At 40.0% G+C, this 21,841-nt stretch carries 20 protein-coding genes; 7 read left to right on the top strand and 13 right to left on the bottom strand.

The features are described 5' to 3' along the window. The first annotated feature begins 40 nt into the window (after positions 1–40). Positions 41–178, top strand: a complete 138-nt coding sequence (locus AAEU30_RS07535; RefSeq protein WP_421959992.1) for a glycine zipper domain-containing protein — start codon at positions 41–43, stop codon at positions 176–178. A 441-nt stretch (positions 179–619) separates the two neighbouring features. On the opposite strand, the gene serA is transcribed toward AAEU30_RS07535, so the two are convergent. The 5 genes from serA to AAEU30_RS07560 all read right to left on the bottom strand — a co-directional run bounded on the left by serA (position 620) and on the right by AAEU30_RS07560 (position 5,619). After that, positions 620–1,849 (bottom strand): phosphoglycerate dehydrogenase, encoded by a 1,230-nt coding sequence (gene serA, locus AAEU30_RS07540; RefSeq protein ID WP_290209244.1) that lies wholly within the window; start codon positions 1,847–1,849, stop codon positions 620–622. Between the two features lie 11 nt (positions 1,850–1,860). Continuing rightward, positions 1,861–2,514, bottom strand: a complete 654-nt coding sequence (rpiA, locus tag AAEU30_RS07545) for a ribose-5-phosphate isomerase RpiA (RefSeq protein WP_087532832.1) — start codon at positions 2,512–2,514, stop codon at positions 1,861–1,863. A 52-nt stretch (positions 2,515–2,566) separates the two neighbouring features. After that, on the bottom strand, positions 2,567–3,163 hold the full coding sequence (locus AAEU30_RS07550) for a 5-formyltetrahydrofolate cyclo-ligase (protein ID WP_421959993.1): 597 nt from the start codon (positions 3,161–3,163) through the stop codon (positions 2,567–2,569). Positions 3,164–3,184: 21 nt separating this feature from the next. Beyond that, complete coding sequence (locus AAEU30_RS07555) at positions 3,185–3,742, bottom strand: hypothetical protein (RefSeq protein ID WP_421959994.1); 558 nt, start codon at positions 3,740–3,742, stop codon at positions 3,185–3,187. Between the two features lie 356 nt (positions 3,743–4,098). Continuing rightward, positions 4,099–5,619, bottom strand: coding sequence for a S10 family peptidase (locus AAEU30_RS07560; protein WP_421959995.1), 1,521 nt, complete (start codon positions 5,617–5,619; stop codon positions 4,099–4,101). Positions 5,620–5,883: 264 nt separating this feature from the next. Here AAEU30_RS07560 and AAEU30_RS07565 point away from each other — a divergent pair, with 264 nt between their 5' ends. The 6 genes from AAEU30_RS07565 to AAEU30_RS07590 all read left to right on the top strand — a co-directional run bounded on the left by AAEU30_RS07565 (position 5,884) and on the right by AAEU30_RS07590 (position 12,813). Next, positions 5,884–7,116: a GGDEF domain-containing response regulator gene (locus AAEU30_RS07565; RefSeq protein WP_421959996.1), complete on the top strand. Its 1,233-nt coding sequence runs from the start codon at positions 5,884–5,886 to the stop codon at positions 7,114–7,116. A gap of 175 nt (positions 7,117–7,291) precedes the next feature. Next, positions 7,292–7,630, top strand: a complete 339-nt coding sequence (locus AAEU30_RS07570; protein ID WP_087532837.1) for a P-II family nitrogen regulator — start codon at positions 7,292–7,294, stop codon at positions 7,628–7,630. A gap of 11 nt (positions 7,631–7,641) precedes the next feature. Next, positions 7,642–8,871 carry an ammonium transporter gene (locus AAEU30_RS07575; RefSeq protein ID WP_290209257.1) on the top strand — a complete coding sequence of 410 codons (1,230 nt, stop codon included), beginning with the start codon at positions 7,642–7,644 and terminating at the stop codon, positions 8,869–8,871. A 799-nt stretch (positions 8,872–9,670) separates the two neighbouring features. Further along, positions 9,671–10,360: a phosphate regulon transcriptional regulator PhoB gene (phoB, locus tag AAEU30_RS07580; protein WP_087532839.1), complete on the top strand. Its 690-nt coding sequence runs from the start codon at positions 9,671–9,673 to the stop codon at positions 10,358–10,360. 67 nt (positions 10,361–10,427) lie between these two features. Further along, positions 10,428–11,753: a phosphate regulon sensor histidine kinase PhoR gene (phoR, locus tag AAEU30_RS07585; RefSeq protein WP_421959997.1), complete on the top strand. Its 1,326-nt coding sequence runs from the start codon at positions 10,428–10,430 to the stop codon at positions 11,751–11,753. 91 nt (positions 11,754–11,844) lie between these two features. Continuing rightward, positions 11,845–12,813 (top strand): PstS family phosphate ABC transporter substrate-binding protein, encoded by a 969-nt coding sequence (locus AAEU30_RS07590; RefSeq protein WP_290209259.1) that lies wholly within the window; start codon positions 11,845–11,847, stop codon positions 12,811–12,813. Positions 12,814–12,890: 77 nt separating this feature from the next. Here the strand turns inward: AAEU30_RS07590 and mdoH are convergent, their stop codons facing one another. The 8 genes from mdoH to gluQRS all read right to left on the bottom strand — a co-directional run bounded on the left by mdoH (position 12,891) and on the right by gluQRS (position 21,825). Next, entirely contained in the window at positions 12,891–14,867 is a 1,977-nt protein-coding gene (mdoH, locus tag AAEU30_RS07595; RefSeq protein WP_421959998.1) for a glucans biosynthesis glucosyltransferase MdoH, read from the bottom strand. Next, the gene (locus tag AAEU30_RS07600; protein ID WP_421959999.1) at positions 14,839–16,557 is read right to left on the bottom strand and encodes an OpgD/OpgG family glucan biosynthesis protein; all 1,719 of its coding nucleotides are present in this window, start codon (positions 16,555–16,557) and stop codon (positions 14,839–14,841) included. Before AAEU30_RS07600 ends, mdoH begins: the two co-directional genes overlap by 29 nt. Positions 16,558–16,851: 294 nt before the next feature. Next, entirely contained in the window at positions 16,852–17,091 is a 240-nt protein-coding gene (locus AAEU30_RS07605) for a hypothetical protein (RefSeq protein WP_421960000.1), read from the bottom strand. Then, the gene (panC, locus tag AAEU30_RS07610) at positions 17,088–17,960 is read right to left on the bottom strand and encodes a pantoate--beta-alanine ligase (protein WP_421960001.1); all 873 of its coding nucleotides are present in this window, start codon (positions 17,958–17,960) and stop codon (positions 17,088–17,090) included. Before panC ends, AAEU30_RS07605 begins: the two co-directional genes overlap by 4 nt. Continuing rightward, entirely contained in the window at positions 17,960–18,754 is a 795-nt protein-coding gene (gene panB, locus AAEU30_RS07615; protein ID WP_421960002.1) for a 3-methyl-2-oxobutanoate hydroxymethyltransferase, read from the bottom strand. Before panB ends, panC begins: the two co-directional genes overlap by 1 nt. A gap of 31 nt (positions 18,755–18,785) precedes the next feature. Further along, positions 18,786–19,271 (bottom strand): 2-amino-4-hydroxy-6-hydroxymethyldihydropteridine diphosphokinase, encoded by a 486-nt coding sequence (gene folK / locus AAEU30_RS07620; RefSeq protein ID WP_421960003.1) that lies wholly within the window; start codon positions 19,269–19,271, stop codon positions 18,786–18,788. A 4-nt stretch (positions 19,272–19,275) separates the two neighbouring features. Beyond that, positions 19,276–20,703 (bottom strand): polynucleotide adenylyltransferase PcnB, encoded by a 1,428-nt coding sequence (gene pcnB, locus AAEU30_RS07625; protein ID WP_421960004.1) that lies wholly within the window; start codon positions 20,701–20,703, stop codon positions 19,276–19,278. A gap of 174 nt (positions 20,704–20,877) precedes the next feature. Continuing rightward, positions 20,878–21,825: a tRNA glutamyl-Q(34) synthetase GluQRS gene (gluQRS, locus tag AAEU30_RS07630; protein ID WP_421960005.1), complete on the bottom strand. Its 948-nt coding sequence runs from the start codon at positions 21,823–21,825 to the stop codon at positions 20,878–20,880. Positions 21,826–21,841 lie beyond the last annotated feature (16 nt).

Raw genomic sequence — 21,841 nt, forward strand, 5'->3', positions numbered from 1 at the left:
TATGAGTAAATAGAATAAATCTAGCAAAGCAAAGAGTCCTATGCTTTTTAGTATTGCAATGGGCGTTGCTATGGGAGCAAGTCTCGGCGTTGCATTAAACAGTGTCACTTTTGGTATTAGTATTGGTGTTGCTATGTCAGTTGCTTTCTGGGCTTCTGCCAAAAAATCAAACAAATAATTACCAGTAGTATTACGCTGCTAACACATATGAGTCTTAACTCTGTCAATAGGCACTAGTATTTTATGTGACCGTTTTTATTCAGTGATGGTCAACTTCAAATCAACTCTAATCCAATCAGCACATTCGTTGACTTCGCCTGTCAATGCAGCTGACCGCAAATTTAAATAGGGTGCGTTACGCAGTAATTTCTTATTGCGCTCTCATCGCAGCCTAGTTTTTCAAACTTTACAGGTGTCGCAGAGGCACAGCGATTAAAGGCTTTAATTGAGCAGAGAGCTGCACTGTTCTTTGCAAAGTAACATTTATCTCACTCAAAATAAAAGCCGTGCTTGACTTAACAAGCACGGCTTTTATTTTATGCTAGATGCTAGATGCTAGATGCTAGATGCTAGATGCTAGATGCTAGATGCTAGATGCTAGATGCTAGATGCTAGCAACCTAGTGCAATATACGCGCTCTGATTGTGCCTTCTACTGCGCTGAGTTCTTTCAGTGCAACTTCTGACTGATCAGTATCTACGTCGATTACTACATAACCAATGGCTTCGTCGGTTTGTAAGTACTGTGCGGCGATATTGATACCGTGCTGTGCAAACGCTTGGTTAATTTGCGTTAGTACACCTGGGCGGTTGTGGTGTACGTGTAATAAACGGCTGCGATTAGCAAGTTCTGGCAATGATACTTCAGGGAAGTTAACAGCGGTAATCGTTGAGCCATTATCTGAGTATTTAGCCAATTTCCCCGCGACTTCAATACCAATGTTTTCTTGTGCTTCTTGTGTTGAGCCACCAATGTGCGGTGTTAAAATTACGTTGTCGAATTCACGCAGTGGTGATACAAATTCGTCATCGTTTGATTTTGGCTCGACAGGGAATACATCAATGGCAGCGCCACTTAACTTTTTATCACGAAGTGCTTCTGCAAGCGCATCTATATCAACCACTGTGCCGCGAGATGCATTGATCAAGATTGCACCTTGTTTCATTACTGAGATTTCAGCACTACCGATTAAGTTTTTAGTTTGCGGTGTTTCTGGTACGTGTAAACTAATCACATCGGCGCGTTGCAACAACTGAGTTAAATTATGTACTTGTGTTGCATTACCCAGGGTTAGCTTGTCTTCAATATCGTAAAACTCAACGTTCATGCCGATGTTTTCTGCCATGATGCTAAGTTGTGTACCAATGTGGCCGTAACCAATAATACCGAGTGTTTTACCACGAGCTTCAAATGAACCATTGGCTGTTTTTAACCAGCCGCCGCGATGAGCGATAGCATTACGCTCTGGAATACCGCGGAACAAGAGTAAAATCTCGCCAAGTACAAGCTCTGCAACTGAACGAGTATTAGAAAACGGCGCGTTAAATACTGCAATACCGCGTTGGCGTGCTGCATCTAAATGAACTTGGTTGGTACCGATACAAAAGCAACCAATTGCCACTAGCTTTTCAGCAGCTTCAAGTACAGCTTCAGTAATATGAGTACGAGAACGAAGACCTACAAAGTGCACGTCTTTAATGCGCTCGAGCAGTTCGTCCTCAGGTAACGATGTTTTTACGTAATCAATGTTGCTGTATCCATTACGCTTTAGTGTTTCAACTGCACTTTGGTGTACACCTTCAAGCAAGAGAATTTTAATTTTGTCTTTTGCTAACGATACCTTACTCATAATCCTCATTCCTATTTTATTTGCGGCCCATTTTTGGTGCCTATGATTACTTTATCAGCGCCACGTTCGGCAAATAAGCCGTTGGTGACTACACCGACAATTTGATTAATTGTCTGCTCTAATTGTTTGGCGTTATTAATAGCTAAATTATGAACGTCTAAAATGACGTTGCCATTATCAGTAATAACCCCTTGACGGTACACAGGGTCGCCGCCAAGCTTTAATAATTCACGCGCTACATAGCTACGTGCCATTGGGATAACTTCAACGGGAAGTGGAAATTGGCCCAATGTATCAACCAGTTTTGTGTCATCTACAATACACACAAACTGCTTGGCAACGGCGGCAACAATTTTCTCACGAGTCAGTGCTGCGCCACCGCCTTTAATCATTTCGTTTTTGGCGTTAATTTCATCTGCGCCATCTACGTAAACATCTAAACTTGCTACATCATTTAACTCAAATACTTCAATACCCAGTGCTTTGAGTTTTTCGGTTGATGCATCAGAGCTTGAAACCGCACCTGTTATGGTGTCTTTTATTGAACCTAAAGCATCAATAAAGTGGTTAACGGTAGAGCCCGTGCCAACGCCTACAATGGTATTTTCTTCTACAAATTCTAGGGCTGCCCACGCTGCCGCTTTTTTTAGTTCATCTTGTGTCATGGTATTTGCTCAATAGGTGGAGTTACTTACCTTTAGTATACAAATTTATTGCTTACCAATGGTAGGTTTTCTGTGGGGTAATGATTAAATTTAATGGAACATCCCACGATTCAACAGGTAAACTTTCAACGTGTTGGCATTGATGTGCCAAACCAATGAGTTGAGGTTTTTGCCAGTTTTCGTTGTGGTAACGCGCCAAGGTTTTATCATAAAAACCACCACCCATACCTAATCGATTACCGTTACTATCAAATGCAACTAAAGGCATTAATAAGTAATCTAAGTCCTGTAAAGGGCATATCTGACTACAATTTAACTTAGGCTCCAAGATACCATAGCGATTTGGCCTCATGGGTGAATTTTCTTCATAACGTTGAAAGTATAATGTAGTGCCATTAAATGGGTGAATTACAGGTAGGTATAATGTGTGGTCTTTAGACCAAAGTTCTTTAATTAACAATGATGTGTCGAGTTCTGCGTCATTGCTAAAATAAATGCCAATATGTGAGTTTTTAGCGCTTTTTGTTGTTTTTAGGTGTTGAATAAAATTCACTTTTAGCTGTTTGGCAGCAATTTTTTGTTCGATTTTTGATAAAGAATTACGTTTTTTTCGAATTTCTTGGCGTATTTGCGCTCGTTTATTGTTCATGTTTATTATTTTGTTTAGTTGTTATGTGTCTAAAAAAGTGAATAAATCAGGAAAAGCGAATGATAACCCCAGCACGACAAGTAATATTAAGACCATTGCAATGAGAGAATAAAGTAACGTATTGCTGCGTTTTTTAATCGGCGTGTTGAGATCTTCATCAAGGAGTAGATCATCCGTTTGCCATTCATCACTTTCAGGCTCTACAGGTTGCTCTGTGGTTGTGGATATTCGTTGCTCTAAATCATCCAGTTTTTCTTCAATGCGTATTAAACTACTAGTAATGTAGTCGAGAGCATTAAAAATACGCTCATCACGTTGTTGAGATGCTTCATCACTTTGAGTGTTTGATTGTGGCTGTGTAAGAGGTTGTAATTTACTTTTGATGCCAACAGTTGCAAGTAATTTAGCTTGTTTTAAAGCTTTTTCTTTTGCGCAGGGGGCAAACAGCGGTTTGTTTTCAAAAAATGCAGCTATTTTGCTGTGAGGCGCTTTTAACTTTGCTGCAAGCTTTGCTTGTGCATCATCAGGTTGAATGCCTTGTGCGAGTCCTGCAAATATTACGCGATAGTTTTCTGACATCTTTGTTTTCCAAAAATGTTAAATCAATGGTTTGAGTATATACCCAAACTACCTCAAGATACGAGTTTCAGTTGGAATTAAAAGCGCTTTAGGCAAGGCATTGATTGCAAGTAATAGTGGTTCTATTGTTAAAATCAATAACGCAGTATAAATCGCTTTTAAACCAACCCCTTGGGCGTTTCACAGGAGCTTATTCTCGGTGTTGTTACTTTTTAAAAGGGATTGCCATAGTTGCAAAGCAACGCCTTGATATTAAGCCCCTGTGAAACGCTGAATTCTGCATATTGAGGTGGTTTGGGTATAAAAAGAACAGCCCGTGTAAGCGGGCTGAGTAAATATAGTCTAAATATCAGCAATTAATACTTAGCTGATTCACCTTCTTTAGGCAGTGCATTTAACATGAACTCGCGTAAGTCATTGTTCGAACTTTCCAAGTCAGCGTGACGAAGATACATCATATGACCACTACGGTAGCCTTTAAAGCTTAAACGGTCGCGCATTTTACTGCTTGGGTCTAGTTGCCACATGGTATATTTAGCATCAAAGTAATTAGTTGCGCCGTCATAATAACCTGCTTGTACGAGTACGTTTAGGTACGGGTTTTGTGCCATAGCTAAACGTAAATTTTCGCCGGTATTGTTTTTACTACGATCCCAAGGGTGCACGTTGCCAAATAAGTTGTATTTAACATCGGTTTTATAATTGAGTTCATTACGTAAGTAATGATTAATAGCTGGCGTAAATGAATGTAACCATGAGGTTAGCTCTGCCCAGTAATCAGGAGACTCACCCGCATCACGTTTATCCATTCCTAAATAACGAGAATCTAAGCGTCCTAAAGTTTGGCCGCGATCACGTAATAATTCTTTCCAGAAAAAGTTAGTTGGAATGTCTAAGTTATTTTGTGCAACAAACTTTTCAGATACACCAGCGTAAAGTGCCATTTGCTTTATGATAGCGCGTTTTTCTTCATCGCCAATAAAACCGCCTTTTGCAATGGCAGGAATTAATTTATTGATTGTAAAGTCTTCGACTTCAGGAAGTAATTCATCTAAATCTTTTGCTTGTAGGGCTGGGCTTAATGCTTTGTGATACCAAGCTGTCGCTGCAAAATAAGGTAAGCGGTTTGCTGCTTTTACAGGGCCGTCACGTTTAATACCGATATCGGTAGGCGATACTAGTACCACACCATTAATGTACATCCACTGGCGATTTTGTAATTCGTGGGCAAGGCCTGAAACCCGAGTAGTACCGTAGCTTTCACCAATTAAAAACTTTGGTGAACGCCAACGTTCAGTTCGATTTACAAAAGTATTAAGCCATTCTGCTAGGTATTTAATATCAGCATTCACACCAAAAAACATTTTTTGTTGTGCGTCTTTACTTGGTAACTCACCTTTTTCGTTTTCTAAAACGCGTGAATAACCTGTATTCACTGGGTTTACATAGACAATATCAGCGACATCAAGCACGGAGTATGGGTTGTCTTTTACGCCGTATGGCTGAATCGGGTAGCCTTCGTCATCAATTTTTAACACCCGTGGTCCAGTATAGGCTAAATGCATCCATACAGATGCTGAACCTGGCCCACCATTGAATGAAATGAGTAATGGGCGTTTCGTTCTGTCGTCAACTTTGTCACGTTCGTAATAAGTATATTGCAGCGTTGCGACAGCATCACCTTTATCATCCCACACCGGCTGAGTACCCGTGGTTGCGGTATAAGAAAAGCGTTCACCGTTAATCCGAGCTTTGTGCTCAGTAACTACGGTACTATCAACATCAATGAGACGTTGGTTTTCGCTGGCAAAGCTAACTTGTGAAGCAGTTAAAGTAAGTGAAGCTAATGAGAGGCTAATGATACTAATAAGTTTCATGCGGGATCCTTTTTTAATATTTTATCCATTAAAGATAATTTTACTTAAAATAACAAAGCTAATGAGACTAGGTGTAGGTATTACTCGGTAAGAGGTAGAAGTTATTCCTAGTTATAATAAATAAGCTATGTTTTTTGGTGGAATTACTATTATTTGATTTTGATTATGTGCGCAATAAAGTATATTTAGCTGATTAAGCTAATTATCAGCCTTTGGCTGTTATGTAGTAAAGTTTAGTTGTGTTATTTGAGTTTGAGAAGATTTATGCAAAGAGTTTTAGTCGTTGAAGATAGTAAAGTAGTACAACAAGTTTTGCGCCATTTATCTGCTCATTATTTAAATGTCGCAGTTGATTTTGCATGGTCATTAGCTGAGGCTAAAGAATTTGTAGCCAAGCATGAGTATACGCTTGCACTAGTTGATTTAACGCTACCAGATGCACCTAATGGTGAAGTTGTTAAATACACTTTAGAACAAAATGTTCCAACCGTAGTGCTTACCTCTAAAATTGATGAGTATAGACGCCAGCAAATGCTTGAGTTGGGCGTGGTTGACTATGTTATTAAAGATAACCGTGATTCATACCATTATGCTGTTAAATTGGTCGCACAACTACTTCGCAATCAGGGCTGTAAGGCACTAATTGCTGATGACTCATTGCTTAGCCGTTCATTAATGAAACAAATGCTCGAAAAACAACTATTTGATGTGCAAGATGCCACCGATGGTGAGCAAGCATTAAAAATGCTTAAAGCTGATCCCGAGATTAAGCTATTAATGACCGATTACGCTATGCCAACGATGGATGGCTTTGAGTTAGTAAAAGCGGTTCGCAATTTTAGGGGACGGGATGACTTGGCAATCATTGGCTTATCAGGTGCTGGTAAACATGGGTTGTCTGCACGGTTTATAAAATATGGTGCCAACGACTTTTTAACAAAACCTTTTATGAATGAAGAGTTTCACTGTCGTATCTTACAAACAATGGAGCAGTTATCACTTATTGCTGATATTAAAGAAAGTGCACACAGGGATGATTTAACCGGTTTATATAATCGTCGCTATTTTTATCAATTTGCTGAAAAGTTATTAAAAGAAACTTCACGGCCAAGCTGTTTAGCGCTTTTAGATATCGACTTTTTCAAAATGATTAATGACAAATTTGGTCATGAAGCAGGTGATCAAACCCTTAAGCAAGTTGCTTCTTTACTGCGCAGTTCATTTAAAGACTATACGGTGTCTCGTGTTGGTGGTGAGGAGTTTGCAATTGTTTTAACGGATATAAGCTTAGATCAAGCTTATTCATTAATGGATGCATTTAGAGCACGTATCTCAGCTTATGATTTTGTAATTAATGGCCAGTCTTTCACTATTACAGTAAGCGTAGGCTTAACGGGCTTTCAAAATGTGACGCTAACTAATGCAATGCGTATTGCCGATAAAGCACTTTATCAAGCAAAAGCACAAGAAAGAGACTGCGTGGTTAAGCAAAGCTAATTTTTGCACCAGCGCAGTTAGTTTGTAGAAAAAACGCACCTAAATGGTGCGTTTTTTGTTTCTTTATTTTAACTTTAGGTTTTAACTTATTGTTTTTAAATTATTTTAAATAGTGGCATAAAGGTTGGATTATCTAAGGAAACAGGATAACAATAAGCGTCCGAAGGGGGCCACTATGAAAATGATTAGTGCAATAATAAAGCCATTCAAACTAGATGATGTGCGTGAAGCACTGGCTGATTTAGGCATTGAGGGGATGACAGTTGTTGACGTCAAAGGTTTTGGTCGTCAGCGTGGACATACAGAGCTGTATCGTGGTGCAGAATACCAAGTCGATTTTATTCCTAAAATAAAACTCGAAATTGCTACTCGTACTGAGAACTGTGAGCGGGTTGTCGAAACCATCACCAAAATTGCATCAACAGGCAAAATAGGTGACGGCAAGATTTTCGTTTACGACTTAGATCAAATTGTCCGTATTCGTACGGGCGAATTAGACGATGAAGCAATTTAAGGGGGCACATTATGGAAAACACAATTGTAGAACTGAAGTTTTCGTTAGATACATTTTATTTTTTAATCTCAGGCATTTTAGTCATGTGGATGGCAGCAGGTTTTGCCATGCTGGAAGCGGGTTTAGTTCGCTCAAAAAATACCACTGAAATTTTAACTAAAAACGTCGCACTGTATGCAATTGCATGTACGATGTTTTTGTTGGTTGGCTACAACATCATGTATGTCGACAACACTGAAGGCGGCTTAGTGCCATCGTTAGGTGCTTTAATTGGTACTCAAGCGGCGGATGCTGACCACTCATTAGAGTCAGACTTTTTCTTCCAAGTAGTATTTGTTGCAACAGCTATGTCGATTGTTTCAGGAGCAGTTGCTGAACGTATGAAGTTATGGGCATTCCTTGCTTTTGCTGTCGTATTAACAGGTTTTATCTACCCAACTGAAGGTTATTGGACTTGGGGCGGTGGCTTTTTATCTGAAATGGGTTTTGTTGACTTTGCAGGCTCTGCTATCGTTCATGGTACAGGTGCTGCTGCTGCGCTTGCTGGTGTATTGATGCTAGGCGCTCGTAAAGGTAAATACGGTAAAAACGGTGAAATATACCCAATTCCAGGTTCTAACTTGCCATTAGCTACACTCGGTACATTTATTTTATGGATGGGTTGGTTTGGTTTTAACGGTGGTTCTCAGCTGTTAATTTCTGATGCTGAAAATGCAACAGCTGTAGGTCAAATTTTATTGAATACAAACGCTGCTGCGGCAACGGGCGCAATTGCAGCATTATTCGTATGTAAAGTATTGTGGGGTAAAGCAGATTTAACCATGGTACTAAACGGTGCGCTTGCTGGTTTGGTTGTTATCACTGCTGACCCACTATCTCCATCGCCTCTAATGGCATGCTTGTTAGGTATTTTAGGTGGTTCATTGGTTGTATTTAGCATTGTTGCACTCGATAAAATTAAAATTGATGACCCTGTAGGTGCTATTTCTGTGCATGGCGTATGTGGTGCATTAGGTATTATCTTAGTACCAGTATCAAATGCTGATGCAAGCTTTGTGACTCAGGTTATCGGCTTAGTATGTATCTTAGCTTTTGTATTTATCGCTTCATTGATTGTATGGGTAATTCTACAAAAAACGATGGGTATCCGTGTAACAGAAGAAGAAGAACTAAACGGTATGGATCAACACGATTGTGGCATCGATGCTTACCCTGAGTTTGTTTCTGTACGCAGTAACTAACAACTAAAAATTGTAAATTTCATTGTGTGTTCAAAGTAAAGCCCTAACCTAGGTTAGGGCTTTTTTGTGTTAGTATTTATAGAACGCTCATTTAATGAAGTCATAATCTCCCGTAGGTAGTTAAACAATTGTCTTATAGCCAAGCACCGCAGTTAATTTGTTGCTTCGGGTTTCTTGTCTGCGCTTTAGCTGTCCACTTATAGGGTTTTTACTTAGGCCAATTAGATTTACTCTGCATTGCTCTAAGTTAGTGTGCAACAGTTTTAAATGTGATTAAAACAGCTCAGCGCTCGCGGGATCATTATTTTATTAACAACAAAACTTAGGATCAGATTTTTACTAGCTTTAGATCGTAATAGATCAGGTTTTTACTAAGGATCTTAGCTGTAGAGCTTACTTCAGTATGAAAAATAGACAGTAAAATTGGTTTTTGATTAAATAATCAACATGTTGTAACTGGGACTTAGTACAACGATGATCTCAGATCTGGTTTGGTTAGTATGATCGTGATCTCTAAAGCAAGAGCTTAGTATGATTTTGATCCAAACCTATTAGCTAAACTTTTATGAGCAATTCGCTATAAACTGAGCTTTTAGAATGGCTTTGGCAAATAACTAACGAGTCTTTAATATTGCATTTTTATTAAAAAATCTCGGAAAAATGCACTTTCAAGACCCTGTATTAGGTAAAATTGTGTTTTTTTCACCCTCTTTTTACTTTACACGTTACACTTTCATAAAACTGTCATACTTAGTCATAATAATGAAAACTAGTTCGATAACGAAAGAGATAAATTGGAATGTCACGTAAAGTACTTGTCGTCGATGACGAAGCACCCATCAGAGAGATGTTGGTTTTTGTATTAGAACAAAATGGTTTTCAAGCAATTGAAGCTGAAGATTATGATTCTGCTATTGCCGCAATGGTTGAGCCGTATCCTGATATGGTGTTATTGGATTGGATGTTACCGGGTGGTAGCGGTATTCAAATAGCTAAAAAGTTCAAGCAGAGTGAGCACACGCGCCAGATCCCGATTATTATGCTGACAGCCCGTGGCGAAGAAGAAGATAAAGTGCGTGGCCTAGAAGTAGGTGCGGATGATTATGTAACGAAACCATTTTCACCAAAAGAATTAATGGCCCGAATTAAAGCAGTTATTCGTCGTGTGTCACCGACTTCATTAGAAGAAGCCATTGAAGTACACGGTTTACGTTTAGATCCTATTTCTCATCGTGTTACCTCAGAGGGAAGCGAATTAGATATGGGGCCTACTGAGTTTAGATTACTGCATTTCTTTATGACTCACCCTGAGCGAGTTTATAGTCGTGAACAGTTGCTTGATAATGTATGGGGAACGAATGTCTACGTTGAAGATAGAACAGTAGATGTGCATATTCGTCGATTACGTAAAGCTATTGCGCCTCTAGGCCATGACCGTTTAGTACAGACCGTGCGTGGTGCAGGGTATCGTTTTTCCAGTAAATTATAGTTTTATAAAACGACAGGCTAATTATTACATTGGCTTAAATTTACTTTCTCTAAGGTAAAGTGAGTGTATGTACCGAGTTGTTAATAAGCAGGCGTTAGCGAAGCGTTTGCTTATCTATTTTCTTCCTTTGTTATTGATTGGCGTGCTTGTTGGCGCGCCATTTTTGCTTTTGTTTTTAGGCTCCTTTTCACTGCTTGTTTGGCATTATCATCAACTTTATAGACTCAGTGATTGGCTGCTTAATCAACGTAGCTTTAACCCGCCTGAGGGCGAGGGCGCGTGGGAGCAAGTGTTTGAAGGGATCTATCATTTACAACACCGAAATCGTAAAAAGCGTAATGAATTAGCCGATTTGATCCGTCGCTTTCGCGATGGTGCCGAAGCCGTTCCTGATGCTGTGATAGTCTTGCAACGGGATCTAAGTATTATTTGGTGTAATCAATTAGCATTAAAAGTACTTGGTTTGCAGTGGCCAACAGATCATGGACAGCGCTTAGATAATTTAATTCGGGATCCGAAATTTGCTAAATATATGCATGCTGAAAAATTTGATGAAGCGCTTGAACTTGATAACGGACATGCAGTGGGGCAAGTGTTAGAGTTTAGAGTTATGCCTTATGCGACTTCGCAATTGATGGTCGTTGTTCGCGATGTAACACGGTTAAAGCAACTTGAACAAATGCGTAAAGACTTTGTCGCGAATGTATCCCATGAGCTTCGCACGCCTTTAACCGTCGTAACAGGTTATTTAGAAATGTTTGATGGCGATATGATGCCGCCACCTGCAATGTGGAACAAAGCACAAACAACCATGCTTGAGCAATGTAAACGTATGGATAGCTTAGTTAATCAATTATTGTCACTTTCTCGTATTGAAGGCTCAAGACGCCAAGAGGGGGATAAAGCGGTAAATGTACCGCAGTTACTCACTTATATTGGTACAGAAGCACAATCTTTAAATCAAGATAAAGAACATGAATTAATATTTGATATTGACTCCAGTTTAGATATCAAAGGCGCGGAAGAAGAATTGCGAAGTGCTTTTTCTAACTTGGTGTTTAATGCTATTCATTACACTAAACCTGGCGGTAAGATCATTGTTCGCTGGCAAGTTAGAGATAAGCAAGCACATTTTTCAGTTGTCGATAATGGTGATGGTATCGCACCTGAGCATATTAACCGTCTCACAGAGCGATTTTATCGAGTTGATAAAGCTCGCAGTAGGACAACAGGCGGATCTGGACTGGGGTTAGCAATAACTAAACATGTGCTGACTCGACATGACAGCCAATTAAAAATAAAAAGTAAGTTAGGTGAAGGATCGTGTTTTTCATTCGCCTTTAGTAAAGACAAAATAGTACAAACCTTAAACGAAAATAACGCAAAGTCATAAAAGTGTAATGTTTGAGTAATCTAATTGTCATTTAGTGTCTTTACAGTGGTGCACAGTTAGGAAATGGGACGAACAAATCGGAGTAACCCCTATGAAATTTAAAAGTTTAGTTGCCGCAATGGGTGTGGCTGTTACAACATTGGTATCTGCACAGGCTTTAGCTGTAGATTCAGCACTTCCAGAATATCAAAAGACCAGCGGGATTTCAGGTAACTTCTCATCAGTGGGCTCTGATACTCTGGCCAATATGATGACGTTTTGGGCTGAAGAGTACAAACGTATTTATCCAAATGTAAACATTCAAATTCAAGCCGCAGGCTCTTCAACTGCGCCACCAGCGCTAACTGAAGGCACTGCAAATTTCGGCCCTATGAGCCGTAAAATGAAATCAAAAGAAATCGAAGCGTTTGAAAAACGTTATGGTTATAAACCAACTGAAGTACGTGTTGCAATCGATGCATTAGCTGTATTTGTACATAAAGATAACCCTATTAAAGGCCTACGTATTGACGAAGTAGATGCAATTTTTTCTTCTACTCGTAAATGTGGCGCGTCAGCTGAAGTGTCTCGTTGGAGTGATGTTGGCTTAACAGGTGACTGGGCTGCAAAAGACATTCAGCTTTATGGACGTAACTCAGTATCAGGTACTTATGGTTACTTTAAGAAAATGGCTCTGTGTAAAGGCGATTTTCGTAACAACGTAAATGAGCAGCCTGGTTCAGCTTCTGTTGTTCAATCAATTTCATCATCTGTAAATGCAATTGGTTACTCAGGTATTGGTTATATCACTTCTGGTGTTCGCACTGTACCGCTGGCAAAGAAAGGTGATAACTTTGTTGATGCAACAATCGATAACGTAGCAAAAGGTAAATATCCGCTATCTCGCTTTTTATATGTTTATATCAATAAACACCCTAACAAACCGCTTTCGCCAATTGATGCAGAGTTCTTAAAAATGGTGTTGTCTCTTGATGGGCAAACTATTGTTGAGAAAGATGGTTATGTTCCACTTTCAGCTCAATTAGCCGCAAAAGAACTTAAAAAGCTAGGTCTTCTTTAATAGCTAAACGAATTGAAAAATAGTTTATATATAAAAAACCGCTCAATTTAGAGCGGTTTTTTTATAGGTGAAAATAATTAACTTTTAGCCAGTATTTTCTTCTTAATACGGCGTTGCACACGTTTAACTCTGCCTGTTTTAGCGTGTTTATTAAAGCTTTGAATTGGCATTGAACATGGGTATTCCTGCGGTAAAAATGGCTTAGTAAATTTAGCATCTTTATCTGCGGGTAAGCTGATAGTCTGCTCGTGTTCACGTAAAGCTTTTAGAGTATCATCTTCAATAGCTTCACTAGGGCAGATAAAAATTCCCATGCGGCGTAGTTTTACGCCTAAACCAATGCTACTCGAATAGCGTACGATAGGTGCCGCGAGTATTAAACCAATTAGTATTGGCGATAGCCACCAGAAAAAAGTAGGTGTGTAGTAATAAGCAATACTACCCCATGCAATAGCAACTAAGGTGGCGAATAACGTATAACCAATAGCTTCCTTCCAAGGAACCATACGGCCAGATCGTGGTTGCGCATCCCAAGATACTTTTTTACCCAGAAAAACACAGATCACAAAATAACTATGAAATACCATCATTAAAGGCGCAACGATGATCGCGAAGACCGTTTCGATCAGCGAGCCTAATATTAGTTTTATAGAACCACCAAACTCTTTATTACGATGGATTAACGTGACGACTAATCCCATTAATTTTGGTAGTAGCAATAATACAATGGTGATAAATAATAATGAGTCTATCAACTCTGTTTTAGCTATCTGCCAAGTTGGAAATAATTGATAAGGCTGATTAAAGTAAACATTACTATTCACTGCACGGGTAACAGCATCAATGGTACTGAGTGCCAGCATAGATAACCAAATTAATGATGAAATATACGCTGTTGCGCCTAGTAAAAAATGCAGTTTGTTCATTAACTTGATACCCGATGAAGGAAGTAGGCCTAAATGTTGAATATTGCCTTGCACCCAACGTCTATCGCGAATCGCATAGTCTAAAATGTTACTCGGTACTTCTTCATAGCTTCCTTGAACATCACTTAATAAAATGACATCCCAACCAGCACGGTTCAACAGTGATGCTTCAACAAAGTCGTGGCTAAGAATTTCACCTCCAAAAGGGGCTTTGCCTTCAAGCACAGGTAGGCCACAGCAGTTAATAAAAGCGTCAACTCGAATGATTGCATTGTGGCCCCAGTAGTTAGCTTGATTTGTTTGCCAAAATGCAGAACCAGTCGCAAGCATAGGGCTGTATAAAACTGATGCAAACTGTAAAAAACGACCAAAAAAAGTTTCTTGTCTGACAGGGATAGGGATTGTTTGTATCAGTCCTGAACTTGGGTTGTTGATCATGCTTGTAGTCAGTTCTAACATACACTGACCTGTCATTATGCTGTCAGCATCAAGCACTATCATATGCTCGTACTGGCTACCCCAGCGCTCACAAAAATCGGCAAGATTACCGACTTTACGGTGTTTGTTATCAGTGCGGCTACGATAAAATATTTGCTTAGCCGTATCACCTAAGCGAGCGGTTAAGTCGTGCCATGCTTTTAATTCGTTGCGAGCAATTTCTTTATCTTGAGTGTCACTTAACAGGTAAAAGTCAAAGTGTTCAAATTGACCTGTTTTTAACAGTGATCGTAAGCTCACTTCAAAACCGGCAATAACACGCTCAGTGTCTTCATTATAAATAGGCATAACCACCGCTGTTTTGGTTTTACTTATCGCGTCGGTATCTATTTGTATTGGCTTTTGACGTTTTAGTGTTAAAGGATCAATTCTGAAAAGCTGTAAAATAAAGCCCATACAACCACTGCAGAATGCGGTAACAATCCAAGCGAAGGTAATCGAAAATAAGCCAAGTAACGCATATTCAAGCAGGGTCATGCCGTTTGAATTTAAAATATCAAACATGATCCACATACCGTATGCAGATATAAACAGCGATAAAAAGCTAAATAATGCTATTCGTGTTTTTTTAAATGGCATCGCAGCACTGGCTGCTCTACCGTTATTGGATGTCATTTGGATACCAGACATAGCTCCATACCTCGCTAATTTCTTTGTCGCGTAGTTTTAATGATAAGCGCATATCAACTGGCTTATCTCCTTCTGGCGCGATTTTAAAAGCAACACGCCATCCTTGATTATTAGGTAATTGGTGAACCGTCTTATCGCTGACTGTACCGCTAGATAGTTCTAAGTTAGCCTGTAAAATTAGATCAGCTGATAATTGATTAATATTTTCACCGGTAAAATCAACAGTAAATTGACGATGACTTTTCGGAGGTGGGTTTTGTTCACCCGGTAACGCAGCACTGCCAATGCGAGTTCGTAATACGCTGGCTTTGCTCTGCTCCGCGACAGTAGAGTTAAAGGTTTCAAGTGAGTAATTAAAACTCATTGACTCACCTGCTTTAAGCTGTTTTTCTGGCACCCAATAACTAACAATATTATCGTTAGTTTCAGTATCAGTTGGAATTTCAACTAATTCAACGTGACCTTTACCCCAATCTCCGATCGGTTTAACCCAAAAACTTGGACGTGCATGGTAATGTGCTTCTGTGTCTAAATAGTTGTTAAACTCGCGGTCTCTTTGAGCTAAGCCAAATCCTTTAGGGTTGGTATAGCTGAACGCAGTAACACTGAGCTGTTGAGGATTATTAAGTGCGCGCCAGACCCATTGGTTGTCAGTTGATTGAATTAATAAGCCATCTGAGTCATGAACCTCAGGGCGGTAATCATCAAAGAATTTAGTGCTGTTTTCACCGTGATAAAACATGCTTGTTAGGGGCGCTACTCCTAGTTTTTTAATATCTTTGCGCGCAAAGATCTGCATCTGAGTCGTTATTTCAGTTTGGGTGGATGGGCTGATCTCAAAGCGATAAGCACCCGCCACAGATGGGCTATCTAGTAACGCGTAAATTACAATATTAGTATCTTCAGCTTTTGGTTTTACTAACCAAAACTCTTTAAAAACAGGAAATTCTTCACCTGAACTAAGTGCTGTATCAATGGCTAATCCGCGTGCTGAAATACCATAAACTTGGTCGGGACCCACTAAGCGGAAATAAGAAGCGCCCTGAAATACTGCAACTTCATCTTTATATTGTGTGTTATTTAAAGGAAAGTGAACACGAAAGCCGGCATGACCTAGTTGAGTATTACCTAGTGCGGCTGTAATTTCTTGCTCAAGAGGTGCTGCGGTAGCGTCATAACGGTAGAAATCAGTTTTAAATGGCACGCTTTTTACATGAGCATCACTATTAACCGTATTAATAGTAACGGGGTTTTTATATAAAAAACCTGGGTGGAACAGTTGTACCTCGTATAAGCTCTCACCTTTCCAAATTGCTTGCTCTTGACGAAAACGAATAGCGCGGTAATCTTGGTAGTTGATGCTTTGCAGGGCTTCTATGGCTATGTCTTGCGGTGGAATATACTCATTAGCGGCAAGTTGCTTTGCCCGCGCAGAAATTACATCAAATAGTTTTTCAGACGACACTGTGAATAGTGTCGGTTGAGTATTGCTTTGTATCTCAGTAACTTCAGTTTGTTTTTGTTCTGGTTCTTGAGTTGTTACTTGTTTAGTTACTATATCCGTCGCCACATCTGGTTCTTTTGGTTCTTGTGCTGCAATAGCGTTGCATGCACATACACTAAGTAATATGCCTACCAAGGTCTTTCTTTTCATAGGTAAATGCAAAGCGCGCTGCGTTAGCGTTTTCATTAGGTATTTCCTTTAGCCATTAACTAAATCAGTAGTGCAAAAAACAAACCTGAATTAAAACCTTTAAATTCAATGGATTTGATAATTGCATAATTAAAAAAGTGTATTTTATGTACAGTAGTGGGAAGAAATTACATCAGATAATATGATGTTTACTTACTGCCATAGGTCAATGTTACTAAAGTGAACCTTGCGCTAATATGAATAATGATTAATAAATGGTATTTAAATAGTGGGGAGTGGAGTTGATTATGAGCTTACTGTATCTACTTTTCAGTAAGCTCAAAGGGGATATTACTGTACGGCGCCTAGGGCCTCTGCATTCGCTTTACATTGATTATATGTTTCGATGCATTTAGTGCTGCAAACTTTATGAACCATACCTTCGCCAGTACTTTGTTGTTCGCAATTAAGTTCACATTGATAATTTTGTTGTGCACATTGCTGCATTTCTGGATTTTCAATGTGGTTTTGGCAGCCTGATAACACACTAAAAATTACAGCTGCACTTGCTAACTTAAATAATAAATTCATACCTGTTCCTGATTGTTGTTATTAATATCAACTTGTAAGTTATCTATTAGCCTTACTTCGCCTAAAAACGCCGCAGCTAAAATCACCAGTTTGTCATCATCAAGTGTAGCGTTTTTTAAGGTATCTCGCTGAGCTATTTCAAAATAGTCTGGTTTTAGTCCTGCTGCAATAAGCGATTCTTTAGCTTGCTGACAAATAGCGCTAAAATCACGTTGGCCAGCTAATAGTTGCTCAGCGCAATTATTCAACGTTTTAAACAGTGCTGTGGCTGTACTCTTTTGTGATTCAGATAAGTAACCATTACGAGAGCTCATCGCAAGACCCGACACTTCACGAGTGGTGGGGACGCCAATAACTTCCACGGGAATAGACAGATCGCGCACCATGGTTTTTATTACTTGCAGCTGTTGAAAGTCTTTTTCACCAAAGCAAGCAAAGTCAGGCTGTACTAAATTAAATAATTTAGTCACCACAGTTGCAACACCTTTGAAGTGACCAGGTCGTGAGCCACCGCAATACCCCATTGAGATATCGGGTACATCAACAAAACTTTGTGCACCTAACCCGTTAGGGTAGATGGCACTAACGCTCGGTGTAAAGACGATATCAGTACCTAGCTCGGCTAAGCCTTGTTTATCTGCATTGAGCGTACGTGGGTAATTATTTAAATCTTCGTTAACTCCAAACTGCATAGGATTAACAAAAATACTAACAACCACTTTATCAGCCATGGTCTTTGCTTTTTCAACTAATGAAAAATGACCTTGGTGTAAATTGCCCATTGTTGGTACTAGGGCAATACTTAACCCTGCTTGTCGCCATGCTTTAATTTGGCTACGTAGTGACTTAATTTCAGTAATTGACTGCATTAGTTAAACTCATGCTCGCTGCTTGGAAAGGCGCCGCTTTTAACATCTGCGCAGTACTTTTTAACGGCATCAGGCATGTTACCTGTTTCAAGTAAAAAGTTTTTTGAAAATTTAGGGATGTATCCTGCTGAAATACCGACTAAATCATGCATAACTAAAATTTGACCGTCGGTTTGATTACCTGCACCAATACCGATAGTTGGAATATCTACAGCATCGGTTATACGCTTTGCAAGTACTGAGGGGATACATTCGAGCACTATCATTTGAGCCCCTGCTTTAGCGAGTGCTTGGGCATCACTAATCATTTTTTGTGCTTGTTCTTCACCACGACCTTGAATTTTAAAACCACCAAATACATGAACTGACTGTGGTGTTAAACCTAGGTGCCCGCATACAGGAATGCCCTGTTGAGTCAAAGCTTTGATAGAGTCATGAAGCCATTCACCGCCTTCAAGTTTAACCATGTTTGCCCCTGCACGCATCAATTGTGCGGCATTTTGGCAGCTTTGCTCTGGGTTTGAGTAGGTCATAAATGGCATATCAGCAATAACAAATAAGTCGCGACTACCAGCACGTACACTGCGGGTATGGTAGGCAATATCTTGATTAGTCACAGCTAAAGTGTCATCGCCGCCTTGTAGCACCATTCCAAGTGAATCTCCGACCAAAATAACGTCTACACCGTTATCATAAAATAGCTTGGCAAAGCTGGCGTCATAAGCCGTTAAAGCGGTTATTTTTTGTTGTTCTGCTTTCATTTTAATGAGAGTAGAGACTGTTATTTTAGACATAATATCCTCGTAGGCAACGCCCTGAAATTAGTTACAGAGGTAATTGTTGTAGTTCGTTTAATGCTAAAGTCGCGGTAATAGTGTTTAATTTTTTACCGGATGGCAATAAAAGGTTTGGCGCAATTTCAAGTAAAGGGTACACCACAAACTCGCGTTCGGTTAAACCGTAATGAGGTACCGTCAAACGCTCAGTATTTATTATTTGTTCGCCAAATAATAAAATATCAATATCGAGTGTGCGTGGTCCCCAACGCTCTTTTTTGCGAACGCGACCGTGTTCAAGCTCTATTTTTTGCGTTAAATCAAGTAGCTGCTCTGGGCTTAGCGCTGTTTTTATAGCAGCCACAGCATTGACATAATCAGGTTGGTCTTGCGGCCCCATTGGCTTACTTGCGTAATGGTGGGACAGCGCAATAAACTCACTGTGGGGTAGTCCTCGTAAGGCAACTACCGCATTTTCAAGTTGTTCACGTGGGGCATTCAAATTTGCCCCTAGACCAAGATAGACAATTTCCATTTATTTACTCAGCCGTAGGCTTTGGGCTTCGGCGGCGGGTACGTCTGCGGCCTTTTGGCGCCCCTTGATTGCCTAATGATTTGACCATATCTTTTTGACCATTGATGTCTTTACTTAAATATGCAGTCCACCAGCTTGCCAATTCTTGGTGTTCTTGTTCACCTGCTTGCACACGTAGTAACAAGAAGTCATAAGCTGCTTTAAAGCGAGGCTGTTGCGTTAATCTATAAGCACGCTGACCTGCACGTTTGTCTAAGCGTTGCTGAATATGCCAAATGTCGCGAGCGCCTAAGGTAAAACGCTTTGGCACGGCAATATGTTGTGCATTTTCACTGAGGACTTTATTCATTGCTTGTACGTATGCATCATACTCAGAGAGTTGTTCACTCAGTTGTAGCTGCTTAGCAATCTTTAATAGTGGGAACCAAAGCAGCGCCGCAAAAATAAATGCTGGCGTGACTTTTTTATCTGCGTTTATGCGCTCATCTGTATTACGAAACATTTGCTGGATAAGTGAAAACTCTAAGCCATCAGGGTTTTTATCTAAAATACTATCCAGTGCAGGGAACAGCGACTTAAACAGGTTATAGCGGCGCAGCATAAGGAAGTTTTCTTCTGCTTTACCGTTTAAAAATAATTTCAGTGTTTCTTCAAATAAACGCGCTGGTGGAATGTTATCTAACAAGCTTGCCAGTTCAGTTATTGGCTTCTCTGTTGCTGGAGCAATAGTCATATCTAGCTTAGTAGCAAAGCGTACAGCACGTAGCATACGTACAGGGTCTTCTCTGTAGCGTGTTTTTGGGTCGCCAATTAGCTCTATTTGTCTGGCATTGATTGCGGCTATACCATTGGCAAAATCATGAATAGAGAAATCATTAATTGAGTAATACAACGCGTTAATTGTAAAGTCTCGGCGCTCGGCGTCCTCTTCAATACTGCCAAAAACGTTATCTCGCAGTAATTGGCCTTGTTCGCTTGATTGGCTAATTTGGTTTTTGTCTTCAGCGGCTTCATGATGACCACGCATTGTGGCTACTTCAATGATTTCGCGGCCAAATACAATGTGCGCTAAACGAAAGCGGCGGCCAATTAAACGGCAGTTACGAAACAGCTTTTTTACTTGTTCTGGCGTAGCGTTGGTTACAACATCAAAATCTTTTGGTTGTTGACCTAACAAAATATCACGAATACAACCACCGACAAGGTAGGCATCAAAGCCCCCGTCTTTTAGGCGATATAATACCTTGATTGCATTTGGGCTAAATTGTTTACGAGAAATACCATGCTCATTACGTCCTATCACCAAAGGCTGTGTCGAGTCTAGCTGCTGGTTTGTCTGCGTGCCGTTAGGGCCTATAATTTGCCGACAAAATTGAAAAAGCTTGGAAATAATAATCTGTCTCCTACAGAATTTGGTTGATTGATAGCGCATAGCTATCAAAAATCTAACCAAGTATAGCTGTATTTTGTTATTAACTGCACGAGGAATGTGCATACTTGGCGATAAACGTATTGCGTTTAAGGTTTGCTAAGGTTGGGTATAATATACCAGTGCAGCTCAAAAATTAAGTTGAAGACTTTAAAATAAACGCTATTTAGCGAATTTTTACTTAATTATGTGAGTAAAATGCGTTGCTTGGTTATCTGCTGACTGAGAAATTTGAATTTGTGCTACTTTTGGCACCACAGATAACTTATAGCGATTTACGGCCCAGGCCATCATTTGCTCAATATTCAGCGTTAATACTTCTTGCTCTGGCGCTAAACCTAAAAACTCAAAAGCACTAAATAGAGCAGGTTTTGGCTGCTGCTTAGAAATAGCCGGGGCATAATTTTGCTTTGATAATTTAAAACCAGGCTTAGCTACTGCTAAAGGAAGGTGAGCGTAGTTTGGTATACTAGCATCAAGTTGTTTAAATAAACTGAGTTGTCTGGCAGTGGGCTCTAATAAATCAGCCCCGCGTACGACATCAGTAATGCCTTGTTCGATATCATCGACCACAACAACCAGCTGATAAGCAAATAAACCATCACTGCGTTTAATTATATAATCTTCATGGGCGAGGGCAGGATCAACGGCAACATCGCCTTGAATGAGATCGTGATAATGTGTTGTCGCATGTTGCTGAATTAAGCGCAGGGCGCCGCTTGCGTTATCTAAAGCACGACTCTTACAGTGGCCTTGGTATATGCCACCCAGTGCTTTGATCTGCTTTCGCGAGCAGTTACAGGCATAAACAAGTTGTTGTGCTTGGAGTTGATGTATGGTGTGGTGATAAAGCTCATGGCGCTTAGTTTGGTAGGCGACTTGCTCGTCCCAGTACAAGCCATAGGCTTCTAACGTTTTGAGAATATCATCAGCTGCGCCTTTTATAACACGGTTTGTGTCTATATCTTCAATACGCACTAACCAACTACCTTGATTATGTTTTGCATCAAGGTAGCTACCCACAGCCGCTACCAATGAACCAAAATGAAGAGGTCCAGAAGGAGACGGCGCAAAGCGACCGCGATAGTTGCGCATTGGCGCAGTAACGGCTGTGGTAATGGACATGGTTTAACTAAAAGTT

The sequence above is a fragment of the Pseudoalteromonas mucoides genome (assembly GCF_049257175.1).
Taxonomy (GTDB): Bacteria; Pseudomonadota; Gammaproteobacteria; order Enterobacterales; family Alteromonadaceae; genus Pseudoalteromonas.

Excerpts from the sequence above, each read along its gene's own strand:
- AAEU30_RS07560 (WP_421959995.1), bottom strand. The coding sequence starts at position 5,619 with ATGAAACTTATTAGTATCATTAGCCTCTCATTAGCTTCACTTACTTTA.
- AAEU30_RS07570 (WP_087532837.1), top strand. The coding sequence starts at position 7,292 with ATGAAAATGATTAGTGCAATAATAAAGCCATTCAAACTAGATGATGTG.
- serA (WP_290209244.1), bottom strand. The coding sequence starts at position 1,849 with ATGAGTAAGGTATCGTTAGCAAAAGACAAAATTAAAATTCTCTTGCTT.
- AAEU30_RS07565 (WP_421959996.1), top strand. The coding sequence starts at position 5,884 with ATGCAAAGAGTTTTAGTCGTTGAAGATAGTAAAGTAGTACAACAAGTT.
- AAEU30_RS07600 (WP_421959999.1), bottom strand. The coding sequence starts at position 16,557 with ATGAAAACGCTAACGCAGCGCGCTTTGCATTTACCTATGAAAAGAAAG.
- AAEU30_RS07535 (WP_421959992.1), top strand. The coding sequence starts at position 41 with ATGCTTTTTAGTATTGCAATGGGCGTTGCTATGGGAGCAAGTCTCGGC.
- AAEU30_RS07555 (WP_421959994.1), bottom strand. The coding sequence starts at position 3,742 with ATGTCAGAAAACTATCGCGTAATATTTGCAGGACTCGCACAAGGCATT.
- folK (WP_421960003.1), bottom strand. The coding sequence starts at position 19,271 with ATGGAAATTGTCTATCTTGGTCTAGGGGCAAATTTGAATGCCCCACGT.
- panC (WP_421960001.1), bottom strand. The coding sequence starts at position 17,960 with ATGCAGTCAATTACTGAAATTAAGTCACTACGTAGCCAAATTAAAGCA.
- AAEU30_RS07575 (WP_290209257.1), top strand. The coding sequence starts at position 7,642 with ATGGAAAACACAATTGTAGAACTGAAGTTTTCGTTAGATACATTTTAT.
- rpiA (WP_087532832.1), bottom strand. The coding sequence starts at position 2,514 with ATGACACAAGATGAACTAAAAAAAGCGGCAGCGTGGGCAGCCCTAGAA.
- AAEU30_RS07605 (WP_421960000.1), bottom strand. The coding sequence starts at position 17,091 with ATGAATTTATTATTTAAGTTAGCAAGTGCAGCTGTAATTTTTAGTGTG.
- phoR (WP_421959997.1), top strand. The coding sequence starts at position 10,428 with ATGTACCGAGTTGTTAATAAGCAGGCGTTAGCGAAGCGTTTGCTTATC.
- pcnB (WP_421960004.1), bottom strand. The coding sequence starts at position 20,703 with ATGCGCTATCAATCAACCAAATTCTGTAGGAGACAGATTATTATTTCC.
- panB (WP_421960002.1), bottom strand. The coding sequence starts at position 18,754 with ATGTCTAAAATAACAGTCTCTACTCTCATTAAAATGAAAGCAGAACAA.
- mdoH (WP_421959998.1), bottom strand. The coding sequence starts at position 14,867 with ATGTCTGGTATCCAAATGACATCCAATAACGGTAGAGCAGCCAGTGCT.
- gluQRS (WP_421960005.1), bottom strand. The coding sequence starts at position 21,825 with ATGTCCATTACCACAGCCGTTACTGCGCCAATGCGCAACTATCGCGGT.
- AAEU30_RS07550 (WP_421959993.1), bottom strand. The coding sequence starts at position 3,163 with ATGAACAATAAACGAGCGCAAATACGCCAAGAAATTCGAAAAAAACGT.
- phoB (WP_087532839.1), top strand. The coding sequence starts at position 9,671 with ATGTCACGTAAAGTACTTGTCGTCGATGACGAAGCACCCATCAGAGAG.
- AAEU30_RS07590 (WP_290209259.1), top strand. The coding sequence starts at position 11,845 with ATGAAATTTAAAAGTTTAGTTGCCGCAATGGGTGTGGCTGTTACAACA.